This is a genomic window from uncultured Mucilaginibacter sp. (assembly GCF_937859865.1).
Taxonomy (GTDB): domain Bacteria; phylum Bacteroidota; class Bacteroidia; order Sphingobacteriales; family Sphingobacteriaceae; genus Mucilaginibacter_A.
Genome location: NZ_CALMAT010000076.1, coordinates 25,946 through 48,556 on the forward strand (window position 1 = coordinate 25,946; position 22,611 = coordinate 48,556).

20 protein-coding genes are annotated in these 22,611 nt (G+C 41.7%); 15 read left to right on the top strand and 5 right to left on the bottom strand.

What is annotated here, in order from left to right; translation table 11 throughout:
* Positions 1–58 precede the first annotated feature (58 nt).
* The 5 genes from Q0192_RS07870 (at position 59) to rodA (ending at position 5,742) form a co-directional block, all read left to right on the top strand.
* Positions 59–1,081 (top strand): rod shape-determining protein, encoded by a 1,023-nt coding sequence (locus Q0192_RS07870; RefSeq protein WP_157565918.1) that lies wholly within the window; start codon positions 59–61, stop codon positions 1,079–1,081.
* Positions 1,082–1,150: 69 nt separating this feature from the next.
* The gene (gene mreC, locus Q0192_RS07875) at positions 1,151–1,978 is read left to right on the top strand and encodes a rod shape-determining protein MreC (RefSeq protein WP_299288595.1); all 828 of its coding nucleotides are present in this window, start codon (positions 1,151–1,153) and stop codon (positions 1,976–1,978) included.
* Positions 1,975–2,490: a rod shape-determining protein MreD gene (locus tag Q0192_RS07880; protein WP_299288597.1), complete on the top strand. Its 516-nt coding sequence runs from the start codon at positions 1,975–1,977 to the stop codon at positions 2,488–2,490. Before mreC ends, Q0192_RS07880 begins: the two co-directional genes overlap by 4 nt.
* A gap of 2 nt (positions 2,491–2,492) precedes the next feature.
* Positions 2,493–4,487, top strand: coding sequence for a penicillin-binding protein 2 (gene mrdA, locus Q0192_RS07885; protein ID WP_299288600.1), 1,995 nt, complete (start codon positions 2,493–2,495; stop codon positions 4,485–4,487).
* Positions 4,480–5,742: a rod shape-determining protein RodA gene (gene rodA / locus Q0192_RS07890; protein WP_299288603.1), complete on the top strand. Its 1,263-nt coding sequence runs from the start codon at positions 4,480–4,482 to the stop codon at positions 5,740–5,742. Before mrdA ends, rodA begins: the two co-directional genes overlap by 8 nt.
* Before the next feature lie 39 nt (positions 5,743–5,781).
* Here the strand turns inward: rodA and Q0192_RS07895 are convergent, their stop codons facing one another.
* Complete coding sequence (locus Q0192_RS07895) at positions 5,782–6,756, bottom strand: hypothetical protein (RefSeq protein ID WP_299288606.1); 975 nt, start codon at positions 6,754–6,756, stop codon at positions 5,782–5,784.
* A gap of 85 nt (positions 6,757–6,841) precedes the next feature.
* Here Q0192_RS07895 and Q0192_RS07900 point away from each other — a divergent pair, with 85 nt between their 5' ends.
* The gene (locus Q0192_RS07900; RefSeq protein ID WP_299288609.1) at positions 6,842–7,432 is read left to right on the top strand and encodes a thymidine kinase; all 591 of its coding nucleotides are present in this window, start codon (positions 6,842–6,844) and stop codon (positions 7,430–7,432) included.
* A gap of 144 nt (positions 7,433–7,576) precedes the next feature.
* Here Q0192_RS07900 and Q0192_RS07905 read toward each other — a convergent pair whose 3' ends face one another.
* Entirely contained in the window at positions 7,577–8,026 is a 450-nt protein-coding gene (locus tag Q0192_RS07905) for a PA2169 family four-helix-bundle protein (protein WP_299288612.1), read from the bottom strand.
* 438 nt (positions 8,027–8,464) lie between these two features.
* On the opposite strand from Q0192_RS07905, the gene Q0192_RS07910 reads away from it, so the two are divergent.
* Positions 8,465–9,187, top strand: a complete 723-nt coding sequence (locus tag Q0192_RS07910; RefSeq protein WP_299288614.1) for a Uma2 family endonuclease — start codon at positions 8,465–8,467, stop codon at positions 9,185–9,187.
* Positions 9,188–9,196: 9 nt separating this feature from the next.
* A complete protein-coding gene (locus tag Q0192_RS07915) occupies positions 9,197–9,850 on the top strand; it encodes an energy transducer TonB (RefSeq protein WP_299288617.1) in 654 nt (217 codons plus the stop codon).
* Positions 9,851–9,865: 15 nt separating this feature from the next.
* Here Q0192_RS07915 and ispG read toward each other — a convergent pair whose 3' ends face one another.
* On the bottom strand, positions 9,866–12,001 hold the full coding sequence (ispG, locus tag Q0192_RS07920; RefSeq protein WP_299288620.1) for a (E)-4-hydroxy-3-methylbut-2-enyl-diphosphate synthase: 2,136 nt from the start codon (positions 11,999–12,001) through the stop codon (positions 9,866–9,868).
* Between the two features lie 115 nt (positions 12,002–12,116).
* Here ispG and Q0192_RS07925 point away from each other — a divergent pair, with 115 nt between their 5' ends.
* Positions 12,117–12,332: a hypothetical protein gene (locus Q0192_RS07925; protein ID WP_299288623.1), complete on the top strand. Its 216-nt coding sequence runs from the start codon at positions 12,117–12,119 to the stop codon at positions 12,330–12,332.
* Positions 12,333–12,334: 2 nt separating this feature from the next.
* Complete coding sequence (locus Q0192_RS18755; protein WP_366518147.1) at positions 12,335–12,613, top strand: type II toxin-antitoxin system RelE/ParE family toxin; 279 nt, start codon at positions 12,335–12,337, stop codon at positions 12,611–12,613.
* A gap of 58 nt (positions 12,614–12,671) precedes the next feature.
* On the opposite strand, the gene Q0192_RS07930 is transcribed toward Q0192_RS18755, so the two are convergent.
* The gene (locus Q0192_RS07930) at positions 12,672–13,874 is read right to left on the bottom strand and encodes a GAF domain-containing sensor histidine kinase (protein ID WP_299288626.1); all 1,203 of its coding nucleotides are present in this window, start codon (positions 13,872–13,874) and stop codon (positions 12,672–12,674) included.
* 108 nt (positions 13,875–13,982) lie between these two features.
* Entirely contained in the window at positions 13,983–14,606 is a 624-nt protein-coding gene (locus Q0192_RS07935) for a DUF4159 domain-containing protein (RefSeq protein WP_299288629.1), read from the bottom strand.
* Positions 14,607–14,765: 159 nt separating this feature from the next.
* On the opposite strand from Q0192_RS07935, the gene Q0192_RS07940 reads away from it, so the two are divergent.
* From Q0192_RS07940 to Q0192_RS07960, 5 genes are all read left to right on the top strand, one after another.
* Positions 14,766–15,764: a MoxR family ATPase gene (locus Q0192_RS07940; protein ID WP_299288632.1), complete on the top strand. Its 999-nt coding sequence runs from the start codon at positions 14,766–14,768 to the stop codon at positions 15,762–15,764.
* Between the two features lie 35 nt (positions 15,765–15,799).
* Positions 15,800–16,684, top strand: a complete 885-nt coding sequence (locus tag Q0192_RS07945; RefSeq protein ID WP_299288635.1) for a DUF58 domain-containing protein — start codon at positions 15,800–15,802, stop codon at positions 16,682–16,684.
* Positions 16,685–16,782: 98 nt separating this feature from the next.
* Positions 16,783–18,315 (top strand): BatA domain-containing protein, encoded by a 1,533-nt coding sequence (locus tag Q0192_RS07950; protein WP_299288637.1) that lies wholly within the window; start codon positions 16,783–16,785, stop codon positions 18,313–18,315.
* Positions 18,308–20,461, top strand: a complete 2,154-nt coding sequence (locus tag Q0192_RS07955; RefSeq protein WP_299288640.1) for a DUF4175 family protein — start codon at positions 18,308–18,310, stop codon at positions 20,459–20,461. The genes Q0192_RS07950 and Q0192_RS07955 overlap by 8 nt, the downstream gene beginning before the upstream one ends.
* Before the next feature lie 2 nt (positions 20,462–20,463).
* Complete coding sequence (locus tag Q0192_RS07960) at positions 20,464–22,254, top strand: hypothetical protein (RefSeq protein ID WP_299288643.1); 1,791 nt, start codon at positions 20,464–20,466, stop codon at positions 22,252–22,254.
* The last annotated feature ends 357 nt before the right edge of the window (positions 22,255–22,611 follow it).

Consider the following 22,611-nt stretch of genomic DNA (forward strand, 5'->3'; position numbering starts at 1 on the left):
CATTCTTTTATAGAACATTTTTTCGTAAACTTTGCAGCTAATACTGATTTAAAAACAAATGGGTCTATTTAACTTTTTTACGCAGGAAATTGCCATTGATTTGGGCACTGCAAATACCCTGATTATACACAATGATAAAGTGGTGGTGGATGAACCTTCCATCGTGGCTTTTGATCGAACCACAAATAAAATAATTGCCATTGGGCGCCAGGCCATGCAAATGGAAGGCAAAACCCACGATAATATCCGCACTGTCCGCCCGCTAAAAGATGGTGTAATCGCTGATTTTAATGCTTCGGAACACATGATCCGCGGTATGATCAAGATGATTAACAAAGGCAAAGGCTGGTTTTTTCCTTCACTGCGGATGGTAATCTGTATTCCTTCGGGCATTACCGAAGTAGAAAAACGTGCCGTTCGCGACTCTGCTGAAATTGCAGGGGCAAAAGAAGTATACCTGATTTACGAACCCATGGCCGCAGCCGTAGGGATTGGGATTGACGTGGAAGAACCGATGGGCAATATGATTATTGATATTGGCGGCGGAACGACAGAAATTGCCGTGATTGCGCTTTCGGGTATTGTTTGCGACCAATCCATCCGCGTTGCCGGGGATAATTTTGATTCAGACATCGTTCAATACATCCGCCGCCAGCATAACATTATGATTGGCGATCGCACAGCAGAAAAAATCAAGATTGAAGTTGGCGCTGCTTTGCCAGAACTGGCAGATCCGCCGGCGGACTTTGCAGTACAAGGCCGGGATTTAATGACGGGCGTTCCGAAACAAATTACGGTTTCTTACACCGAAATTGCACATTGCCTGGATAAATCAATTTCTAAAATTGAAGAAGCAATTTTAAAAGCGTTAGAAATTACGCCGCCCGAACTTTCAGCAGATATTTACCAAACCGGCATTTATTTAACTGGCGGTGGTGCTTTGCTCCGCGGTTTGGACAAACGTGTGGCCGCCAAAACAAAATTGCCGGTACACGTTGCCGAAGACCCGTTGCGAGCCGTAGTCCGCGGAACAGGTACGGCTTTAAAAAATATTGGAAGTTTTAAATTTTTAATGCAATAAAAGAAGTTATCGGTTGCCAGTTACCAGTTTTGAGTTACCGGCAACCGGCAACCGGCAACTTAAAACTGTATGCGTAACCTCCTGATTTTTATTTCGAAGTACAACGCATTTTTTTTGTTTATCATTTTTGAAGTTTCTTCCCTGGTTATTTTTGTAAAGTACAACAACTTTCAAAAAGCTACTTTTATCAGTTCATCAAATGAAGTAATCGGCAATATTTACCTTAAAGCAGACCAAATTACCGATTACTTTAAACTCGGCATCACCAATGATAGTTTGGCCAGGGAAAACGCCCGTTTGCGCAACCAGTTGAAGTCTTCTTTTTATGTTGATTCTTCCTCGGTAAAAACAGTAACGGATACCATTTACAAACAGCAGTACACTTACATTGCAGCCAGGGTTATCAACAATTCTTTTAACCGGAGGAACAATTACCTCACCATCAACCGTGGCAGCAATGCCGGAATCACCAAAGGGATGGGCGTGATTTCCAGTTCGGGCGTGGTTGGCATCGTTATCAATACCGGCCCTAATTTATCAACCGTGCAATCACTGCTGCACGAAAATACCCGCATCAGTGCCATGCTTGCCGATTCTAACAATGTTGGTTCTTTAATTTGGGACAATAACCTCGACCCTACCAAAGCCATGCTGATTAACATCATGAAGCAGGTTAAAATTAAAGTGGGGATGCCTGTGGTTACGTCCGGTTACTCGCTTTTCCCGGAAGGGACGATGCTTGGTCATATCAGCCGTTTGGATGCCAAAAACAGCAGCAACGTAACCGGTTTTGAGGTCAACCTTTCCGTCAATTTTAGCAACCTGCAATACATTTATGTGGTTACTAACAAATTGGCACAAGAACAAGAAGCATTGGAGGCGCAGGAAAAGCAATGAGCAGGACGATTATTTACAACCTGCTGCGTTTTATCGTGCTGGTGTTTATACAGGTTTTTTTGCTGAAAAACATATCGCTTTACCAGGTGGTAACGCCCTATTTTTATATTTTGTTCATACTTCTTTTACCGTTCAATATTCCAAACTTTCTATTGTATGCGCTCGCTTTTATATTGGGCATTACTATTGATGCTTTTTACGATACGCCAGGTTTGCATGCGGCTTCTTGTGTGCTTCTGGCTTATGTCCGTATCATTTTTATCAGTATTACCGTACAAAAAGAAGGTTTTGACAACGAGCCGGAACCAACTTTAGGCTTGATGGGTTTCCGTTGGTTTTTTCTATATGCTTTGATCCTGACGTTTTTGCACCACTTTTTTCTGCTTAACCTCGAATCTTTCCGTTTCTCGCAAATCCTGTTTACGCTGACCAGGGTTGTTTTCAGTACAATATTTACGGTACTTTTAATGTTAATATCCGGTTTAATGTTTTTCAAAAAGAAAGTACGTTAATAATGAATAGTTTTTTCGAAAGGCGCTATGTAATTATGAGTATCTTCATTGTCATCATGCTCATGCTGATTGGACGCTTGTTTTATATACAAATTGTAGATGACAAATATTTGGCCTTTGCACAGAATAATGTTATCCGAAGGATTATAAAGTTTCCCGAACGCGGAGTTATACTTGATAGACACAATAAAATTTTAGTGCGAAACGAACATGTTTACGATATTCTCGTCACTCCAAAATTAGTACATGATTTTGATACTGTACTATTTTGTCGATTATTACAAATTGATAAAAAGGGCTTTGATCAGCGTTTTGAAAAAGCAAAAAGTTTTTCTTATTTCCGTGCATCTCCATTTGAAAAACAGGTTTCTGCACGACTCTACAATTCCTTTCAAGAACACCTATTTGAATTTCCTGGTTTTTCTGTACAACCACGTTCGGTACGTACTTATCCCGATTCATGCGCCGCACAATTTTTAGGATATATTAGTGAGGTAAATGATAAGATTATAGAAAAATCTAATGGATATTATAGTCCGGGCGATTACGTAGGAATTAGTGGCGTTGAAAAAGCTTACGAAACTGTGTTACGAGGACAAAGGGGTGTTGAAAACTCATTGGTTGATTCGCGTAATATCCCGAAAGGAAAATATTTAAACGGTCAGTACGATACAGCAGCGGTAGCCGGAGAGCGCTTAATTTCTTCTCTGGATATCCGTATCCAAAAGCTTGGCGAAAAACTGATGCAAAACAAAGTAGGGAGTATTGTTGCGATTGAACCGTCAACCGGAGAAATCCTGGCTTTTGTAAGCAGCCCGACTTATGACCCAAACGAATTGGTTGGCCATGAACGGGGAAACAACATTTCGGCGATGTACAAAAACCCGTATAATCCACTTTTTATACGTCCAATTCAGGCTTATTATCCGCCAGGTTCTTCTTTTAAGCCGTTAGATGCACTTATTGCCATACAAGAAGGCATTATCACCCCACAAACTACCTACAATTGCCCAGGATATTATGTCGCTGGTAACCGACGTATACCCTGTTTCCATGGAGAGCGGCATGGTTTGGTCAATCTAAGTAGCGCCGTTGCTGAATCATGCAATGGTTATTTTGATATGGTATTTGAAAAACTTATCAATCAGTACGGATCAAAAAATACAGATACTTCATTTACAATGTGGCGTAATAAGGTTATCAAATTTGGTTTGGCCCATAAACTTAATATTGATTTGCCGGGTGAAAATCGCGGCCTTTTAGCTACAGCAAAACGTTATGACAACATGTACCACCGTGGGGGATGGCGTTCAAGTACAGTAATATCTTTAGGTATTGGTCAAAGTGAAATGTTAGCTACACCTCTACAACTGGCAAATATCGAAGCTATTATTGCTAACCATGGTTTTTATTATAGACCCCACCTTATAAAAGGAATAGGTGAAAAGGATATAATAAAAAAAGAGTACACCGAAAAAAATTATGTTGGGATAGATTCGATTTATTTTGACCCTGTAATTAATGGTATGCAAGCAGTTGTTGAACGCGGTACTGCGGCCGCTTCACGTATACCGGGTATTGTAATGTGCGGTAAAACAGGTACGGCACAAACTGGCCATGGTGAAGACAATTCCGTATTTGTTGCCTTCGCTCCACGCGATAATCCCAAAATAGCAATTGCTGTGGTGGTTGAACATGGTGGCCAAGGTGCTTCCTGGGCTGCGCCGATTGCTTCTTTTATCGTAGAAAAATACCTGACAGATACACTCAGCCGCCGCCCTTCCGGCATCAACCCTAAAAAATACATGGAAGCTAGCTTAATGCCCCCGCTTCCTGGCACTTCACCTAAGCCAACTAATAAATTGTTGCCCAAAGATTCGCTGAAAAAGAACCAGCTTGACAGCAATAAAAAAAGCATGAAACGCGACAGCGGCAAAAAACCGTTGCCAAAAATCCATTTAGCCGCTCTAACCATCAAAAGAAAGGAAAATGAATAACCAGCGCAGCTTTTTTTTCAATGTGGATTGGTTCACCATTTTCCTTTACCTTATCCTTTGCATCATTGGCTGGTTTAATATCCATTCGGCCATTTTTGATGAAACACATCCCAGCATTGTTGACCTAAGCACCAATTACGGCAAACAGTTTATTTACATTATTTCAGCGCTGGTTCTCGCAACCGTTATTTTATTAATGGAAAGCCGCTTTTTTAGCGCCCTGGCTCCGGCCGTTTATGGCATTGTTGTGCTGTTGCTTGTTTTGGTTTTGGTGATCGGAAGAAATGTGGGTGGTAACCAGGCCTGGATTTCTTTAGGCGGAGGTTTCCGTTTACAGCCTTCCGAATTTGCAAAATTTGCGACTTGTTTGTTGCTGGCTCGTTATTTAAGCGGAACCAATATCCGCGTAACCGATATCAAATCATTTTTTGTTGCTGCCGCAATTATTCTTTTCCCAATGGTGCTCATCATCCTTCAACCTGATGCAGGTTCAACACTTGTTTTCTGCTCCTTAATTTTTGTGCTGTACCGCGAAGGTGTTTCGCCGCTTTTTTTGATAACTGCCGGACTGGTTATTGCTTTGTTTATCCTTACTTTATTGGTCAGCCCCACTTATTTAATCGGCGTTTTGGTCATCATTGCCGCTTTTTTGATTTATTTTTTTAAGCGCAACCAAACCATGATTATTACTGTTGCCGTCGGTTTTGTGCTATCGGTTGTTTTGATTTTCAGTGTCAATTTTTTGTATCATCATGTACTAAAACCACACCAAACGGTTCGGATTGACGAGTGGCTGGGCATCACAACCGATTTGCGCGGCATTGGCTACAACGTAAACCAATCAAAAATTGCCATAGGTTCGGGCAAATTGTGGGGAAAAGGCTATTTAAAAGGCACGCAAACCAAGTTTTCCTTTGTTCCTGAGCAAAGTACCGATTTTATTTTTTGCACTGTTGGCGAAGAATGGGGTTTCGCCGGAACGCTTACCGTTTTGCTGATCTACCTCACTTTACTTTTTCGGATTATTTTTATTGCCGAACGGCAACGGTCTAACTTTTCCCGGATTTATGGCTACGGCGTGGCATCCATCATTTTTTTTCATGTATTCATCAATGTTGGGATGACAATTGGCTTGGTTCCGGTCATCGGGATTCCTTTGCCATTAATCAGTTACGGCGGTTCATCTTTATGGAGTTTTACCATCCTGATCTTCATCCTGCTCAAACTGGACGCCAACCGAATGGGAATTATCTAATTTTTGCCCGATAAAAGAAGCATTGCTTTTTAAAATTTTTTACGAAAACCTTTTCCGCAACAAATCATAAAACCTTTCCGAAGTTGCAGGTTTGTCTTTCCAGTTGTTTTTTGTGGCATAGTTTGCTTTCAAAAACTGCTCGGCCTGCTCAAAGTTTGTGTAACGGTTTAAAATGTTGATGGCTTCGGAATAAGCCAAATTGTAGCCGTTAAACAATTCCTTTATAAAAAGCAATTTATCGTTCAGCGAAATTAAGGATAGCGAATCTTGGGTTGATTTTCCTGCAACAGCTGCTTTTGCTGTTGGTTGTTCTAAACCTTTTTGGGCCGCAATCCGCTGGTTTAAAGTTAAAACTGGTTCCGGTTCCGGCTTTACAGGTTCTGGTTTGATAAACACTTGCGGTATCGGTTCCGGTTTTACAGGCTCCGGTTTTGCTTCTTCCACAAAAAACAATTCAGGTTTTGGGCTTTCCTGATGTTCAATTTCCGGTTGGGTTTCAACCGGCTCAACTTCGGCTTCTGCAAAAATATGTTCAGCTTCTTCCGTTTCGGGCGATACTGATTTTTGTGCGGTAAAAGAAGTATCAGCAATCATAAAAGGCGCAGGTTCTTCCATTTCCGGTTGGGCTTCCGGCGCAAAAAAAGTTTCGTCCGGTTCTGGTTCTGATGGCGCCTGCTCCTGCCCTGCTTCTTTTATCGGCGAAAAATCGTTTAATTTTTTCACTAACGGGTCATCCGCAAAAGGCAAATGCGCTTCTTCGCTAAAATAATCCAGGATGATAGGTTTTGTCGGATATAATCTTTCCGGCGTTTCAACAATTGCCGCAGCAGGTTTTGCCTGAACGTGTATCTTTTTCAAAATTTCAATATGGTCAGTCAAAAAATTGGCATTGGCCATAAAAAGTTCCAGTTCCAAATCGTTAAAACTGCTGCCGTTTGCTTCGAGGTAGGTGTGCTGCTCTTTCAACTCAGCAATAATCCCACCTATTTTTCTTAATATTTCCTGCTGTTTCATCGTCCGGATTCCATGAAGATGTTGATAAATCGACGTTCAAAAATAGGATTAAATTCTGATATTGGGTGCCCAAGTAAAGCGGCAGATGTTATTCAACGAAGATGTTTTTAAACGAAAAAGCGAACACGGCGGCAGCATTGAAGTGATATGCGGCTCGATGTTTTCGGGAAAAACGGAAGAACTGATCAGAAGGCTGAAACGTGGTCAGATTGCCAAACTTTCCATCGAAATTTTTAAACCGAAAAAAGACACACGTTATGATGAAACAGCGATTGTATCGCACGATGCCAATTCGATCAAATCAACACCGGTAGAAAATTCTTCGTCTATTTTACTTTTAGGAAGCAATGCAGCTATTGTTGGCATTGATGAAGCACAATTTTTTGACGAAGAACTACCCGACGTTTGCACCAAATTGGCCAACAAAGGCATCCGTGTAATTGTGGCCGGTTTGGATATGGATTATACCGGCAAACCTTTTGGGCCGCTGCCTGCAATTATGGCTATGGCCGAATCGGTAACGAAAGTACACGCCGTTTGTGTAATTTGCGGAAACCCCGCTTTGTATTCGTACCGTTTAATTGAAAACGACACCCAGATTTTGTTGGGCGAAAAAGAAAGCTACGAACCGCGCTGCCGTAGGTGCTTCCGTTTAGGTAAAAGTGTAAGTGCTTAAAATCGGTTTAAAGTTCTGCTTTAAAATCCATAATGCTTCTTTTATGCCTATAAATTCTGTTTTGATAAAACACAATCAGCCAATGATTTTTATGCGGTAAAAGAAGCATTGAATGATTTCCAAGCAAAACCTTAAACTTTACGGTTATTTTTCCTGTAAATAAAGTTCCAGGTTTTTCAAGTCGGATTGAATGGCTTCTAAATGATCCGTTAACAATTTACGTAGGTCATGCGGCAGGTTGTCTTCTTTCAAAATATCCTGATAAGCTTCAATGGCAGACTTATCGCCACCAACACAACTGGAAACAACTACCGTATCGCTTCGGTTAGAGAGCGTTCCTTTTATATCCAGCCAGGCCCGGTGCAATGCGCCACCAAAACCGCCTTCGTGTTCTGGCTTTGCCACACCATTTTCGCTCAGGTAATTTCTAATGGCTTCTGCCTGGATGTTCCGGCTGGTGGCAGCTTGTTCAAATTCTGTCAGCAGGTTTTTGCTGCTCACCATTTCTGCGGCTTTGGTATAACCTTCTTCCCCATCTACACCAATGGTAACCAAATGTTGTAAACTGCCAATTAACTTTTGATCTAAACTCATAATTTTTTATGCTGATAATGCTTACAATAATCTAACAAGATTCCTCTTCGTTCCAAATTTAAACTTTTTTGAATAAGAGCCTGTTTTAATTTTGTTCAATATGTTTCCTATGCTTCTTTTAGCACCTAAAAATCATTGTTCTTTTGTAATATTTTGTACCGGTACAATATTAAACACAAAATTTATGGGCATAAAAGAAGCATTATAAATTTTTACGGCACAAGTTTAAACAGGCTCTATATATAGAACCCTATGCGGCTTTTGGAGTGTTTTGCTGGCCACGCCTTTAGTTGCTATTGCGATGATTTTGGTAAACGAACTATATGTTAAAAAACAAATTTATCATAATACCCCGCAGCATAAACAAGTGTTGTAAAAATTACGAGTAGTTTAGACCTGTTTAAATTTATATCATAAAAATTTTACAATGCTTCTTTTATGCCTATAAACTTGGTATATCCGAATATTTTAAGGGCACAAAAACCACAAAAAGACAATGATTTTTATGTGGTAAAAGAAGCATTAGTTTCTTTAATTTTAATGTTATTTTTGGTTGATAAAGAACTTGCTATGCAACTAAGCGACCTCGATTTTGATAAAACCTACACTTACGCCGATTACCTGACTTGGACTTTTGATGAACGGCTGGAGATTTTAAAAGGCAAATTGTTTAAGATGACGCCTGCGCCAAATAGGTATCATCAGCGATTATCCGGTATTATTTTTAATCAACTTTCTAACTTTTTAAAAGGAAAACCCTGTCATGTTTATTCAGCACCTTTCGATGTACGGCTTTCGCGGAAAAATGCTGCCGATGAAACCGTTACCACAGTTTTTCAGCCGGATATATGTGTGGTTTGTGATCTGGAAAAGCTGGATGACCGTGGCTGCGTTGGCGCGCCGGATATTGTGGTTGAAATCCTTTCGCCCGGCAACAACAAAAAAGAATTGCGCAACAAGTTTGAGATTTATGAGGAAGCAGGAATTAAAGAATATTGGGTTGTTTGGCCTCTTTCGCAAACGTTTTTAAAATATACTTTGAATGAAGCCGAGAAATATGTTCCGTCCCGCATTTTAACCAGTGGCGATTTAGTTACTACGCCCGTTTTACCAGGTTTTGTGTTAGATTTGGAAGAGGTTTTTGAAGAAGCAAATTCATAAAATTACGTTATGGAAAACCAACCAATAGTTCGTTTAAACTTCACCTGCAACCGCAACTGGGAAGATATGCAACCAGTTGAAAACGGCCGTTTTTGCAACGATTGCCAGAAAAAAGTTGTTGATTTTACCGATAAAACGAACGAGGAAATTGCTGCTTATTTGATAAGTAGTGCCACTTTAGTTTGCGGCCGTTTTCAAAATACACAACTTGCTCCTGCTGCTCCAAAACCTATTTGGAAACGCTGGTTTTCTACCGCTGCCATGTTTGTTGCTGTTTTTATAGGGGTAAAAGAAGCATCGGCACAGCAACAAATACCAATAAAAAGTGCAGATTCTGTTAAAGCACCTACACGTGTGGTTATGGGTGAAGTGGCTGTAATAAGTAAAAACGCCCAGTTTCCCGGTGGCGAAGTAGCGCTTCGAAGCTACTTGGATAAAAACGTTCGTTCTGTTAATAATGTAAAGGGAAAAGTTGTAACTACGTTTATTGTAGAAAAAGATGGCTCTTTAACAGATATTAAAGTTATCGAGGGGCTTAGTAAAGAAGCTGATGAGGAAGCGATAAGGGTTTTGAAAGAAAGCCCTAAATGGCTTCCTATGGTTCTATATAATGGTGTTGCGGTAAGGCACGGTTATACCTTGCCAATTAGTTTTTCAAAGTAAATAACAGCAAACTTTCTAAACAGCGGCCTCCGGCTCCAACCAATTCCCATCCGTTTTAATAATCCCAATCAATTCATCCAAAGCCAAAGCAGAAGAAACGTTTTTCTTCACCACTTCTTTGCCGCGGTAAAGGGTAATTTTATCCGGGCCTGCACCTACATAACCATAATCCGCATCCGCCATTTCGCCCGGGCCGTTTACAATACAGCCCATGATCCCGATTTTTAAACCTTTGAGATGCGAAGTGCGGCTGCGGATCATTTGCGTGGTGATTTGCAGATCAAACAAAGTACGGCCACAGCTTGGGCACGAAATATATTCGGTTTTGGAAATCCGCGAACGCGTAGCCTGCAAAATTCCAAAAGCGGTGGAAGTGATTGTTTTGGAAGGGATTTCCGGCGCATCAATCCAAATGCCATCACCAAAACCATCTACCAATAAAGCACCTAAATCAGTGGCGGCGTAAAGCTGGAGGAGGGTAGTAGGATCAGAAGATTGGTGAACGGGGTGCGAGGCCGAAAGCTGATAGCTGATAGCTGATAGTTCATTGCCGATTGCCAATGGCTGATAGCTGATAGCTGATAGCTGATAGCTCCTCCGCACAATCACCGGCACGTCAATACCATTTTTTTGCAGGTAAAAGAAGCATGCACGCTGATCGGCCATGCCATGGTTTTCGTTTGTTTCCAAAATAAAAACTAAGGTTTGATCAGCTGCAATTTGTTCAAAAGCTTCGGTTTGCAAATCGCTGTTTTTGATCCTGACTAAATTTAGCGCCGCATCTTTTTCTGCAGAAACATGGTATTCATCCAATGTAAAAACCGGATGGCAATTCTTATTATCGGTTAAAAACTGCCAGGTTTTATAATTGTATAACTGTTTGAGATTGCCAGGAAAAGCAAAAGAAGGCAGTTCGTCAGCCAGATAAACAAAATCTACCGACTGATCGGCCATGTTGTATTTATCCAGTAACGGAGAATATAAATAGCCTGCATCTGCCAAAATAGAAGGGTCTTTTAAGTTTCTGGCCGAAAGATCAAGCACCACGCGCGGCACCATGTGTCCGCCGATAAAAGCATTGGCTTCGTAGGTTTCGCGTTTTTTGTATTCGTAGGGAGAGTGAGAAAAGTGCGGAGAAGATAGAGCGGAGAGCGGATTTGCAAGTTCAATCTTATGGCTGCGCTCCTCGTTCTTTGCTCCAAATGCTGTGTTTGCTTTTCCTAGCTCCTCTTTCCCCGCTCCCCGCTCCAAATACCGCTGAACAAGTGCTATCGCAACCGGCGCTTCAAATTCCGGTTCTTCGGTTAACGAAACGCGAACGGTATCACCCAAACCATCTTCCAGCAAAGTACCAATGCCAACGGCAGATTTAATGCGTCCGTCTTCGCCGTCGCCGGCTTCGGTTACGCCCAAATGCAGCGGGTAGTTCATGCCTTCGGCCACCATTGTTTCTACCAGCATCCGGTAAGCCTGCACCATCACCTGCGGGTTGCTGGATTTCATGGAGATCACCAAATTGTAGTAATTCAGACTTTCGCACATGCGGATAAATTCCATGGCCGATTCCACCATGCCGCGTGGCGTATCGCCGTACTGGCTCATAATCCGGTCCGAAAGCGAACCGTGGTTGGTGCCGATGCGCATTGCCGTGCCGTATTCTTTGCAGATGTTTACCAGCGGCGTAAACTTTTTGAAGATGCGTTCCAGTTCATTCTGATATTCTGCCTGCGTATAAACCAGTTCGTCAAAGCGTTTTTTATCGGCATAATTTCCGGGGTTAATGCGCACTTTTTCTACAATGCGCGCCGCAACTTCGGCCGCATTTGGGGTAAAGTGGATATCAGCCACCAAAGGCACGTTGTAACCTTTTTGGCGCAACTGCTTTTTTATTTCGGCCAGGTTTTGTGCTTCTTTAACGCTTGGCGCGGTGATGCGGACGTATTCGCAGCCGGCTTCTACCATACGGATGGTTTGCGCTACAGTTCCGGCAGTGTCCATCGTATCGGTAGTGGTCATGCTTTGGATACGGATCGGATTGTTACCACCCATCGGCACATCACCAATCGTTACTTCGCGGGTTAACCAGCGGGAATACGTGTTTAAAGAATTGCAATAGCGGCCAGGCAAAGCTTTGATGGTTTCAGCGTTCATGCTTCAAGATAAATGTTACAAAAGTAAGCATTATACGGGCAACGCGAATTTTTGGGTGGTAAAAGAAGTATCAAATAATTTCGGAATGATTTAATTTAAAAAGTAAATTTGAATTATGGCAACTCAATTTATTGTAAACGAGAAAGGCGAAAAAACAGGCGTGGTGCTTTCTTTGGAAGATTACGAAATCCTGCTGAACAGAGGGAACATCAATTTTGAACTATCAGACGAATATAAAACCATGATAGACAACATGACCAGGCAGGAAGAAAATGGCAAAGCCGAATACAAAACTTTGAAGGAAATACAAACCCGGTTTTTAAACCGATAGGCATGTATGAAATTCGTTTTCGGCTTGAGGCTTACGTAGATTTGGAAGAAATAGAATCCTATTACAGCGAAATTTCTTTGTCTATTGTAAGTATGTTTTTCAAAGAGTTTTCTAAAACATTAAACTTTATTGAGCGGCAACCAAATATTTTTCAAGAACGATATAGAAAAATAAGAATTGCTCATTTATATAAATTTCCTTACGGAATACATTACAAAATCACAGGCAATGTAGTTAGCGTTTACAGAATTTTGCACACGAAAAGGTATTTTAAGCAATGACAATTTCAGGATGAATACTTATTTTATGCCGATAAAAGAAGCATCAGGCTGATTATGCTTACTTCCGGATCGTAAACTGAAAAGTAGTGCCTTCGTTTAAAGCAGATTCAACACAAATTTGTCCGCCTAAACTATCCACCAAATTTTTTACAGTAGATAAGCCAATGCCCGAACCTCTTTTGTTGTAACGATCACGGCTGTTCAGCGTGGTCATCGGTTCAAAAATCCGCACATAATTTTTTTGCTCGATGCCAACGCCGTTATCGCTGATTCTGAATTGGTAGCAATCGGCTTTTTCTTCAAAAGTTAAACGGATAAAACCGGCATCTTTATCATTGTAACGCACGGCATTGTTAAGCAAATTGATCAGGATTTGCTCCAAAGCAATGGCCGAAGTACGGATGTACAGTAAATCCTTGGGCGTTTCTACCCGAAAAGAATCCGGGATAGAAACCAATTTTAAAACCTCTTGGATCAGGTCGTTCAAACAAATCTCATCTTTTTTTTGCGCCAATGTTTTGTACGATTTGGAATACTCCAGCATCTGGTTTAAAAACTTGAGCAAACTGCTGGCCGAACTGTTTACAATATCGAGCATTTGGTTGCCTTTCTCGTCCAATTGGCTGTGGTACTTGGCTTTAAGCAACTGTCCGGTCAGCATAATGCTGGTCAGCGGGCTTTTAATATCGTGCGAGGCCATCAGCGCAAAACGCTCTAAATACTCGTTAGATTTTTGTAGTTCTAAAGCAAGCGTGTTCAGTTCTTTTACTTTAAGGCGTAATTCTAACTGGGCCATCACCTGGTTGGCCAAAGTTTTTAAAGCATCAATCTGGTTAGCGGTTAATTCTTTTGGCTTGTTATCAATCACACATAATGTGCCTAAAGCATGGCCTTCCTGGTTTACCAAAGGCACGCCGGTATAAAAAACCACTTTCGGGTGGCCAGTGGTTAAAGGGTTATTTTGAAAACGCTTATCTTTTGTGGCATCATGCACCACAAAAACTTTATCAGGTTCTAAAATGGCGTGTGCACAAAAAGCGTATTCTTTTGGTGTCTCAGTTGCATCTAATCCAAAGCGCGATTTAAACCATTGCCTTTCCGCATCTACAAAACTAATTAAGGAAATCGGTGTGTTGCAAATCTCGGAAGCCAGGCGGGTGATATCATCATAATCCTTTTGTGGTAAACTATCCAGAATTTCGTAAGAGTCGAGCGCTTTTAAACGGTCTTCCTCATTTTCTGTTAAATGTGCTACCATCATAAAATTAAAAATTTGATGCAATAATAGTACATAAAATATGTGTAAATTGTAAACTTTATAATACTAAGTTTTATGCGGTAAAAACAGTACCACGGTTATTTAAAATATTCAGGCGCCCATCGCATACAAAACAATGTTTACCCCGAACTTGGTATTGTCTTCTGCCAGAAAACGCTTGTTGCGGAAATCGTAGTCCCACTCGCAGCCGTAATCTTTATTGCTGTACAAAACGGCAATCCGTCCGTTAATTTCAATGGCTTTTAAATAATCGTGGATGAGGTCATCGCCCCAGCCGTTCAACTCAAAAGAAGTGTTGGGCGGGCCTTTTTCAAACTTAAAAAAAGAAGAATAAATGGGATGTGTGGCCGGAATTTTCTTTAAAGCATGTGCGCCAAACAGTGCCGACATTTGTGCTTCAAAAGAACGCGCAAAAAGCCCGTCAATATCGTGGTTGCAGTCATCCGCAAAAACAAAACCGCCGTTTTGCACATACTGCTTAAAATTGGTTCTTTCTGCGGAGTTGAATTGCACTAATTTATGTCCGCTGAGGTAACAAAAAGGCGAGGCAAAAATTTCGTTGCTGCTTAAATCAATGATTTTTTCCTGTGTGTTGATGGGAATGGTAGTGTATTCGAGCAGCGAATTGAGGATATTGGAAGGCATCCGTTGGTCAGTGTCCCAATCTCCCGACGTATATCTTAAACGGGTAAAAGTAAATTTGGCCGCATTCATCGCCCTAAATTATTGTAAAAATTGCGCAATGCTTCTTTTATCGGCATAAATCCTGTAAAGTTTCTGCTACGGTTTAATACTTTTCTAAATTCCCACATTTTATTTTTACTTTTCTCGAAACAACAAATTCAATTTTGCTCATTTTAATTACCAAACGTTTTGGAGACTACAGAAAGTACCGTAAAAAACCTGCTTGTCCAGCTTTCATCGCTTAAAAAGGAAATACAAAAAGTAATTATCGGGCAAGACCAGGTGTTGGATGAAATTTTGGTCGCTTTATTAGCCGGCGGACATTGCCTGCTAGAAGGCGTTCCCGGACTGGCCAAAACGTTGATGGTGCGCACGTTATCGCAGGCTTTGCATTTGTCGTTCCGCCGCATCCAGTTTACGCCGGATTTAATGCCGACAGATATTGTAGGCACCGAAATTTTGGAAGAAGACCACGTAACCGGCAAACGTTTTTTTAAGTTTAACAAAGGCCCGCTTTTCGCCAATATTGTTTTGGCCGATGAAATTAACCGCACGCCGCCAAAAACACAATCGGCTTTGCTGGAAGCAATGCAGGAATTTGAGGTAACTTACGGCGGACAAACCTATCCTTTAGACCGTCCGTTTTTCATCCTCGCCACCCAAAATCCAATCGAACAAGCCGGAACTTACCCGCTGCCCGAAGCCCAGTTAGACCGTTTTTTGTTGTATGTAAAAATTGGTTATCCAACCGCGCAGGAAGAATTTGGCGTTTTAAACAGCACCACCGGCAGCAAAAAAGTAACTGTAAACCCGGTTTTGGGCGGAGAAGAAATCAGGCAATTGCAGGCTTTGGTGCGCGATGTTACGATTAACGATGATTTGGTGCATTACGTCAGCAGCATCATCCGCGCAACCCGACCTGATACCACCACCGTTCCTTACGTAAAAGAATGGGTTCGTTGGGGAGCTGGCCCGCGCGCCGGCCAGGCATTGATTTTAACGGCAAAAGCGCGTGCTTTATTTAAAGGTAGATATGCGGTTTTGATGGAAGACATCCACAACATGGCTTTCCCGGTTTTGCGCCATCGCATTTTGATGAATTTTAAAGCAGAAGCAGAAAATGTAAGTTCGGATATGGTTGCTGCGGAATTGATCAAGGCGATAGAACGGCCGAAAGTGATAGTTTAACAATACTGTTTTTATCGGTATAAATTTATATTTCTATGTCTTCGCTCCTCGATCCTAAAACCGTTATGTCCATCAAAAGCCTGCAATTAGCTGCCAAAACAGTAATTGACGGTTTTTTAAGCGGCGTAAACAAAAGCACCATCAAAGGGCCAGGCATGGAATTTTCTCAATACAGAAGTTATCAGCCGGGCGATGATTTGCGTTCATTGGATTGGAAAATGTTTGCCCGTTCTGATCGCTATTACATCCGCGAATCGGAAGTGGAAACCAGTATTTCCGTCCGTTTTTTGGTGGATGCCAGCGCTTCCATGAACCACGAAGATGCCGGTTTTAAAAAGATTACCTACGCCGCTTATCTTACGGCTTCGCTGGCTTATCTGGCCAATTTGCAAAGCGATGCAACCGGTTTGTTTGTGCTGCAAAACGGTGGTTTGTTTTCGTTGGTGCCAAGGCAAAGCGTGCAGCATTTAAACCGTTTGTTTTATCAGTTGGAAAACCTCGATCCTGCAGGAAAACTAACCGAACCCGTAGCTTACAAAGAACTTTTTGCCGGAACCGGAAAACGTGAACTGCTAATTTTTGTAACCGATTTTTACGAAGAAAACAACGAGATTTTAGCACTGCTCGACAAGCTTTCTACCTTAAAACATGAAATCATCGTCTTTCAGATTATCGGGAAAAACGAACTGGAACTGGATTTTGCCGGTTACTCGACTTTAGAAGATTTGGAAACCGGAGAAACCATCCAAATCAACGCCACGCAAGCCCGAAAAATGTATAAACAAAAATTACAGGAACGCTTAACTTACATCAAAACGCAACTATTGGACAGAAACATTTTTTACCGTTTAATCAGCATGGATCAACCTTTGAATTTGGCTTTGCGCGATTTTTTGAACCAGCGGATGAAAGGGTTTTAGGCGAAAGGATGAAAGGTGAAAGGAAAAAGGTTTATGGCTGAGAAAATAACAAACCTGAAAAGCGCTGACAGCCGATTGCTGAAAGCTAAAAGCTAATTATGCTCCAACTATTAAACCCTTTATGGCTTTGGGCGATGGCCGCAATCAGCATCGCGGTGCTTATCCATTTGTGGCATATCAAAACCGGCAAAACGCTTAGAATCGGCAGTATTGCTTTGCTGGGCGAAAGTGCACGGCAAAGTTCGCGCAGTTTCCGCATCAACGATTGGCTGCTGCTGCTTTTACGCTGCCTTTTATTGATCGTGCTTTCACTTTTACTCACGCAACCTTTCTGGCAAGAACAAGCGCAGCAAACTAAAGCAAAAGGTTGGATTTTAGTCGAAAAAGAACCGATAAAAGAAGTATATGCACATTTTAAAACGCAAATAGATTCGTTGCTGAAAGCCGGTTACCAGTTGCACCAGTTGGATACTTCTTTTAAGGCCATTAATTTGCAACAGGTTTTGAACGATACTTCTAAAACAGCAAAAAGCTACACAAAACCCCGCTCCTACTGGCCGTTGCTAACCTTATTGGAACAGCAAATCCCTCAAAAAACGCCAACATACTTATTTACCTCAAACCAGTTGCAACATTTCCGCGGTGCAAAACCAGCGTTAAATTCAGATTTGCATTGGAAAACTTACACGCCTGCCGATTCTGTTGCTACCTGGATCCAAAACGCCTTTTTAACTTCCAAAGACAGCATTCGGTTAATTTTGGGCGAAAGCAAACCTGCCGGTACTTCTTTTAGCACCATAAATTTGCAATCCACAGATCGTGGAAATTCTCGTTTTAACGTTTCGTTTGAGGAAGGAAAACCGGTTGTTTCTTTAAAAAACAAGCCGCAAAATTTGGTTTTGGTGGATACTTCAACCTTAAAAATTACGGTTTATCAAAACCAGAATCCAACTGATGCCGCTTATTTAAACGCTGCGCTACAATCGGTAAAAAGGTTTACGGGCAGGAAAATGAAGATCACAACGGCCAGCAGTTTCAACCAAATCCCAGAAAATCAGAATTGGATTTTCTGGTTATCCAGCCAAAGTTTTCCTTTAAATTCTTCCAAATTAGTTGCTGGCGGAAGTGTTTTTGAATATGAAAACGGCAAAACGCAAGCCATCAATTCCTGGATTAATAATGAAAACCTGAACGATCCGATCAATTTGTATCAACAAATTTTACCTGATAAAAGAAGCATTGCTGCAACAACAGAAAATGTTTGGCAAAACGGTTTTGGACAATCAGTTTTAAGCAGACAAAACGTTGGAAACAAAAACATTTATCGCTTTTACAGTCGCTTTAACTTAGGTTGGAACGATTTGGTTTGGAGCAGCGATTTCCCGAAACTGATCTTAAATTTACTGTTGAAAAGCTATCCGCAGCGTAATTTTGAAGCTTTTGATAAGCGGAAAATTGCAGCAAATCAGCAGCAAATTGTAACGGCAACAAATGAAAACCCGGCAAAGCAAATCAGTCAGCCAAAAGATTTAACAGATTTAAAACACGCCTTTTGGATCGCGTTATTCATCGTGTTTTTGTTGGAAAGAATCCTTGCGTTGCAAACAAAAAAAGAATCGAATTATGCCTGAAGCGAACGGAAAATACATCATCAGCAACTGGCAAAAAAAGTGGGCGCGCAGCAATTTGTTTGCGCTTGTTTTGCTGGCTTTATCGGCGGCACTGTTTTTAACCACACTTTTTCACGTTGTTTTTTCGGCGCCGTTTTGGCTCGTAATTCCGCTGTTTTTATTGCTGGTTTCGGTTTTGTTTTTTACGGGTTCTTTGTGGAAAATCAGCATTCCAAATGTAGCGCGTTTCCTCAATTCGTATTTTCCGGAGTTGGAAGAAAGCAGCGAATTGACGCTAAAACCAACCGAATCGCTTAATTTGTTAGAACGTTTGCAGCGGCAAAAAGTAGAACATATTTTGCCGGAATTGCCTCAACCTAAAGAATTTGACAGGCGGTTAAAAACAGCTTCCGTCATCTTTTTAATTTCGTTAATCATCAGTTTTTTGCTGGCGAAATTGCCGTTCAGTTTTCGGCGCGCGCATTTTATGCCGATAAAAGAAGCATTCAACGGAACGAAATCTTCTGCCAAACCGGAAGTGATTTTGCCGGAAATCGAACGTTTCATCCTAAAAATTACGCCTCCTGCTTACACCGGAAAAGGCAATCGCGAGCAGGAAAAGTTTACCATCTCGGCAGAAGACGGCGCAACCGTAAGCTGGGAAATCAACACGAATAAAGCGGTAAAACAGGTGAGTTTGATTTTTAACGATCATGAAAAATTAGACTTAAAAGCAGCAAATGTAGAACATACTTTATGGAAAATTGCAAAAGAAATCCACAATCCTGGCTTTTATCAGGTGAATCTGGACGGCAAAATTTCGGAGTTATACCAGGTTGAAGTGATTAAAGATTTGCCTCCTGTCATTCGCATACAATCGCCCAAACCAAGTACCGTAATTGATTTTGGCGAGCCACAAAAAACCCTGCTAAAAACAGCATTGAGCGACGATTACGGCATCAGCGAAGCGTATATCAACGCCACGATTGCCAGCGGAAGTGGCGAAGCAGTAAAATTTAAAGAGCAAAAAATCAGTTTTGAGGCGGCTTTTAACGGACATCAAACGCAATATCAACTGCAAAAAACGCTGGATTTAAAGGCTTTGGGGATGCAACCGGGCGACGAACTGTATTTTTATATCCAAGCAACCGATAACCATCGGCAGGAAACGCGCTCGGAAGTTTACATCGTTTCCATCGCTGATACGGCTAAACTGATGCAAATGGAAGGTATGGCAAACAGTTTGGATGTGAAGCCGGAATTGTTCAGGAGCGAGCGGCAAATCATCATCGAAACCGAACAATTGCTGCACGAAAAAGACACGATCAAGGTGGAAGAATTTAAAAAACGAAGCAACAATTTGGGTTTCGACCAAAAGTTGCTGCGGCTGCGTTACGGCAAGTTTTTGGGCGAAGAAAATGAATCGAACATCGGCGACCCGGAAGCGGAAGGGGAAACTTCTTTATCCAACCCAAAAGATTTCAGCAATGCCGCCAAAATTTTGGATGCTTACACCGACAAGCACGACAATGCCGAAGATGCCGGTTTTTTAACCCCGGAAACCAAAAACCAGTTGAAAGCAACGCTGAACGAAATGTGGAGCGCCGAGCTTCGTTTGCGCACGTACAAACCACAGGAAGCTTTGCCTTTTGCCTACAAAGCGTTGCGTTTGCTGAAGGATTTGCAGCAAAAATCGCGTGCTTACGTGGCCAAAACCAGCGCGAAAATTGCGCCTTTAAAACCGGCAGAAAAAAGGCTGACCGGCGATCTGACCAAAATTATTGATCCGGTAAACCAGCAGGATTTTAAAAAACCAACCGATCCAAATTTAGCTTTGCGGCAATCAGCTACGTTGTTGCATCAGCTTAAAAACGGAACTGGTTTGGGCGCAAGCTCGCAGCAAATTTTAAGGCAAACTAACTTGCAATTAAGCAGCAAAGCGGCGGCGCAACCTTCGGTTTATTTGTCGGCGGTAACTGCTTTTCGTAAGATTTTGGCGCAAATCAATCAGCCAAAAAACATTCGCGAAAAAGATATTTTGACAGTCGAAAAAGCGATACAAAAAATGCTGCCGCCTGTTGCCAAACTGCCGCAACCAACCACAACCAACCTGGATTTAGGTTTGGCCAGCTCCTATTTTAAAAACTTAAACCGCACAAACCAATAACGATGGCCTGGAATATTGCGGTAATTGCCATTTCTGTTTTGCTGCTGGCTTTTTTGCTTTGGAAAGAGATCGGCCGGAAAAATAAAGCGCATTTAATTTGGCGTTTAGCGGCTTCGGTTTTGGCAGTTGTTAGTTTGGTTTGTTTGGCCATTCCGCCATTTTATCATGGTAAAAGAAGCATCAATACAAACCAGGAAATTGTGTTGCTGACAGAAGGTTTTAACCAAGACAGTTTGAACAAATACCAAAGTTTTGCTCCGGTTTTTACGGCTGAACCGGCGATTTATCAAACGTTAAAATCTTCCAAAATTCGCTTTTTAACAGATTTGGATTTAAATGAAAGTGCATCTCTCAGAAATAAAACTTTACATATTTTAGGTTTTGGTTTGAAGGAAGACGAACTGAAAGAACTTCAAAATTTCCCAATCAGTTTTAATCCGAATGAATTACCTGCCGGCATCCAAAAAATCAATTGGACAAACCGCTTGAAAGCCGGTGAAAGTTTTCGGGTCCAGGGAAATTTTCTCAACAAAAGCAATGGCGAAATCAAACTAATTTTAAAAGGTTTGAATACCAGTTTGGATTCCATAAAAATTGGTGCTAAAAGAAGCATGTCGTTTTCGTTTCAAACAATTCCGAAAGAAAGCGGACGAGCCGTTTTTGAGTTGCTGGTGCTTGCGGGAAAAGATACGGTGGAAAACGAAGCATTGCCGCTGGCGATTGAACCGCAGGAAAAACTGAAAGTATTAATGCTTTCGGCTGCGCCGGATTTTGAAAGCCGCTTTTTAAAAAACTGGCTGGCCGAAAATGCTTATGAAGTTGCGGCAAGAAGCACCATCAGCAAGAATAAAAACACAACCGGTTTTGCGAATTTGGAAAAGTTTCCGTTGGAGAAAATCACGTCTTCGCTGCTTCAAAAATTTGATGTTTTGGTTACCGATGCCATTGAATTTGGCAATTTAAGCAAACCGGAAACTTCCGCAATTTTAACGCAGGTGAATGCAAAAGGAATGGGTTTAATTATCCGTGCCGACAGTGTTAACAATGCTTCTTTTATCGGTAAAAATTTTGCCTTGTACCAGCCAAACAATCCGCCAAAAGAACTGCATTTGAAGCTGAATGATGTTGTGGGAACGCGTTTAAAAATCCAAAGCGAGCATCCGGCTTTTATCCGAAATCAACCTAACACACAAAATTTAGTGCAAGACGAAGCGGCGCACGTGTTGGTCAGCAGCAAGTTGTACGGTTCGGGCAAGCTGGTTTTATCAACTTTAAATAATACTTTTAGCTGGCAGCTTTCGGGCAAACAAAAGGATTACAGTGCGTTTTGGTCGGAGTTGTTATCCAAAGCGGCGCAAAAAACCAGCCGAAAGGAAAATGTTTATACTGAAATTTATGCCGATAAAAACAGTATGACGAAAGTTTACCTGGAAACTGCCGACCGGAACTTAACGCTAAAAGTGAACGGGCAAACACTGCTGCTCAGTCAAAATCCTTCAATTCCGTTTTTGCAGGAAGCTACGTTTTGGCCGGAACGTTCGGGCTGGTTTCCAATCTCCACCCAAAACAACACGACCGACTGGGTTTATATTTTTGAAAACATGAGTTGGAAAACTGTAAAAGCTGCGGAGAAAATCAGAAGAACGCGGCAATACGCGCGGCAATTTTCGGCAAAGCAGCAAAACAGCCAACATCAGCAAAAAGAAGAGCTGGTTTTTGTTCCGCCTCTGTGGTTTTACCTGTTGTTTTTACTTTCCTGCACTTTTTTGTGGGTTGAAACAAAATTGTTATAAACATTTTTGTTTCAACCTTAACTAAAAAGCACTAAATTGGAACTTTTAATAAATCAAACTTAATTCTGGAGGATAATTAATTGAAAAGAAGCGACTTTCTTTACCTTTCGGGCTTGGGCCTCGGCTCGATGATGCTACCCGGCCTGGGTGCCTTTGCCCGTCCGATTGATCCGATGGCTGCTTTGTATGACGGCATCGACGTAAAACTGAAAAAACAATTGGCCGATGTGGCGCTGAATGCAGCGAAATCCAAAGGCGCCAGTTATGCCGATGTGCGCATTGGCCGTTACTTGAACCAAGCTGTAATTACCCGAGAAAACCGGGTGCAAAATATTGCCAATACCGAATCGCAGGGCG

Excerpts from the sequence above, each read along its gene's own strand:
- Q0192_RS07870 (WP_157565918.1), top strand. The coding sequence starts at position 59 with ATGGGTCTATTTAACTTTTTTACGCAGGAAATTGCCATTGATTTGGGC.
- mreC (WP_299288595.1), top strand. The coding sequence starts at position 1,151 with ATGCGTAACCTCCTGATTTTTATTTCGAAGTACAACGCATTTTTTTTG.
- Q0192_RS07880 (WP_299288597.1), top strand. The coding sequence starts at position 1,975 with ATGAGCAGGACGATTATTTACAACCTGCTGCGTTTTATCGTGCTGGTG.
- mrdA (WP_299288600.1), top strand. The coding sequence starts at position 2,493 with ATGAATAGTTTTTTCGAAAGGCGCTATGTAATTATGAGTATCTTCATT.
- rodA (WP_299288603.1), top strand. The coding sequence starts at position 4,480 with ATGAATAACCAGCGCAGCTTTTTTTTCAATGTGGATTGGTTCACCATT.
- Q0192_RS07895 (WP_299288606.1), bottom strand. The coding sequence starts at position 6,756 with ATGAAACAGCAGGAAATATTAAGAAAAATAGGTGGGATTATTGCTGAG.
- Q0192_RS07900 (WP_299288609.1), top strand. The coding sequence starts at position 6,842 with ATGTTATTCAACGAAGATGTTTTTAAACGAAAAAGCGAACACGGCGGC.
- Q0192_RS07905 (WP_299288612.1), bottom strand. The coding sequence starts at position 8,026 with ATGAGTTTAGATCAAAAGTTAATTGGCAGTTTACAACATTTGGTTACC.
- Q0192_RS07910 (WP_299288614.1), top strand. The coding sequence starts at position 8,465 with ATGCCTATAAACTTGGTATATCCGAATATTTTAAGGGCACAAAAACCA.
- Q0192_RS07915 (WP_299288617.1), top strand. The coding sequence starts at position 9,197 with ATGGAAAACCAACCAATAGTTCGTTTAAACTTCACCTGCAACCGCAAC.
- ispG (WP_299288620.1), bottom strand. The coding sequence starts at position 12,001 with ATGAACGCTGAAACCATCAAAGCTTTGCCTGGCCGCTATTGCAATTCT.
- Q0192_RS07925 (WP_299288623.1), top strand. The coding sequence starts at position 12,117 with ATGGCAACTCAATTTATTGTAAACGAGAAAGGCGAAAAAACAGGCGTG.
- Q0192_RS18755 (WP_366518147.1), top strand. The coding sequence starts at position 12,335 with ATGTATGAAATTCGTTTTCGGCTTGAGGCTTACGTAGATTTGGAAGAA.
- Q0192_RS07930 (WP_299288626.1), bottom strand. The coding sequence starts at position 13,874 with ATGATGGTAGCACATTTAACAGAAAATGAGGAAGACCGTTTAAAAGCG.
- Q0192_RS07935 (WP_299288629.1), bottom strand. The coding sequence starts at position 14,606 with ATGAATGCGGCCAAATTTACTTTTACCCGTTTAAGATATACGTCGGGA.
- Q0192_RS07945 (WP_299288635.1), top strand. The coding sequence starts at position 15,800 with ATGTCTTCGCTCCTCGATCCTAAAACCGTTATGTCCATCAAAAGCCTG.
- Q0192_RS07950 (WP_299288637.1), top strand. The coding sequence starts at position 16,783 with ATGCTCCAACTATTAAACCCTTTATGGCTTTGGGCGATGGCCGCAATC.
- Q0192_RS07955 (WP_299288640.1), top strand. The coding sequence starts at position 18,308 with ATGCCTGAAGCGAACGGAAAATACATCATCAGCAACTGGCAAAAAAAG.
- Q0192_RS07960 (WP_299288643.1), top strand. The coding sequence starts at position 20,464 with ATGGCCTGGAATATTGCGGTAATTGCCATTTCTGTTTTGCTGCTGGCT.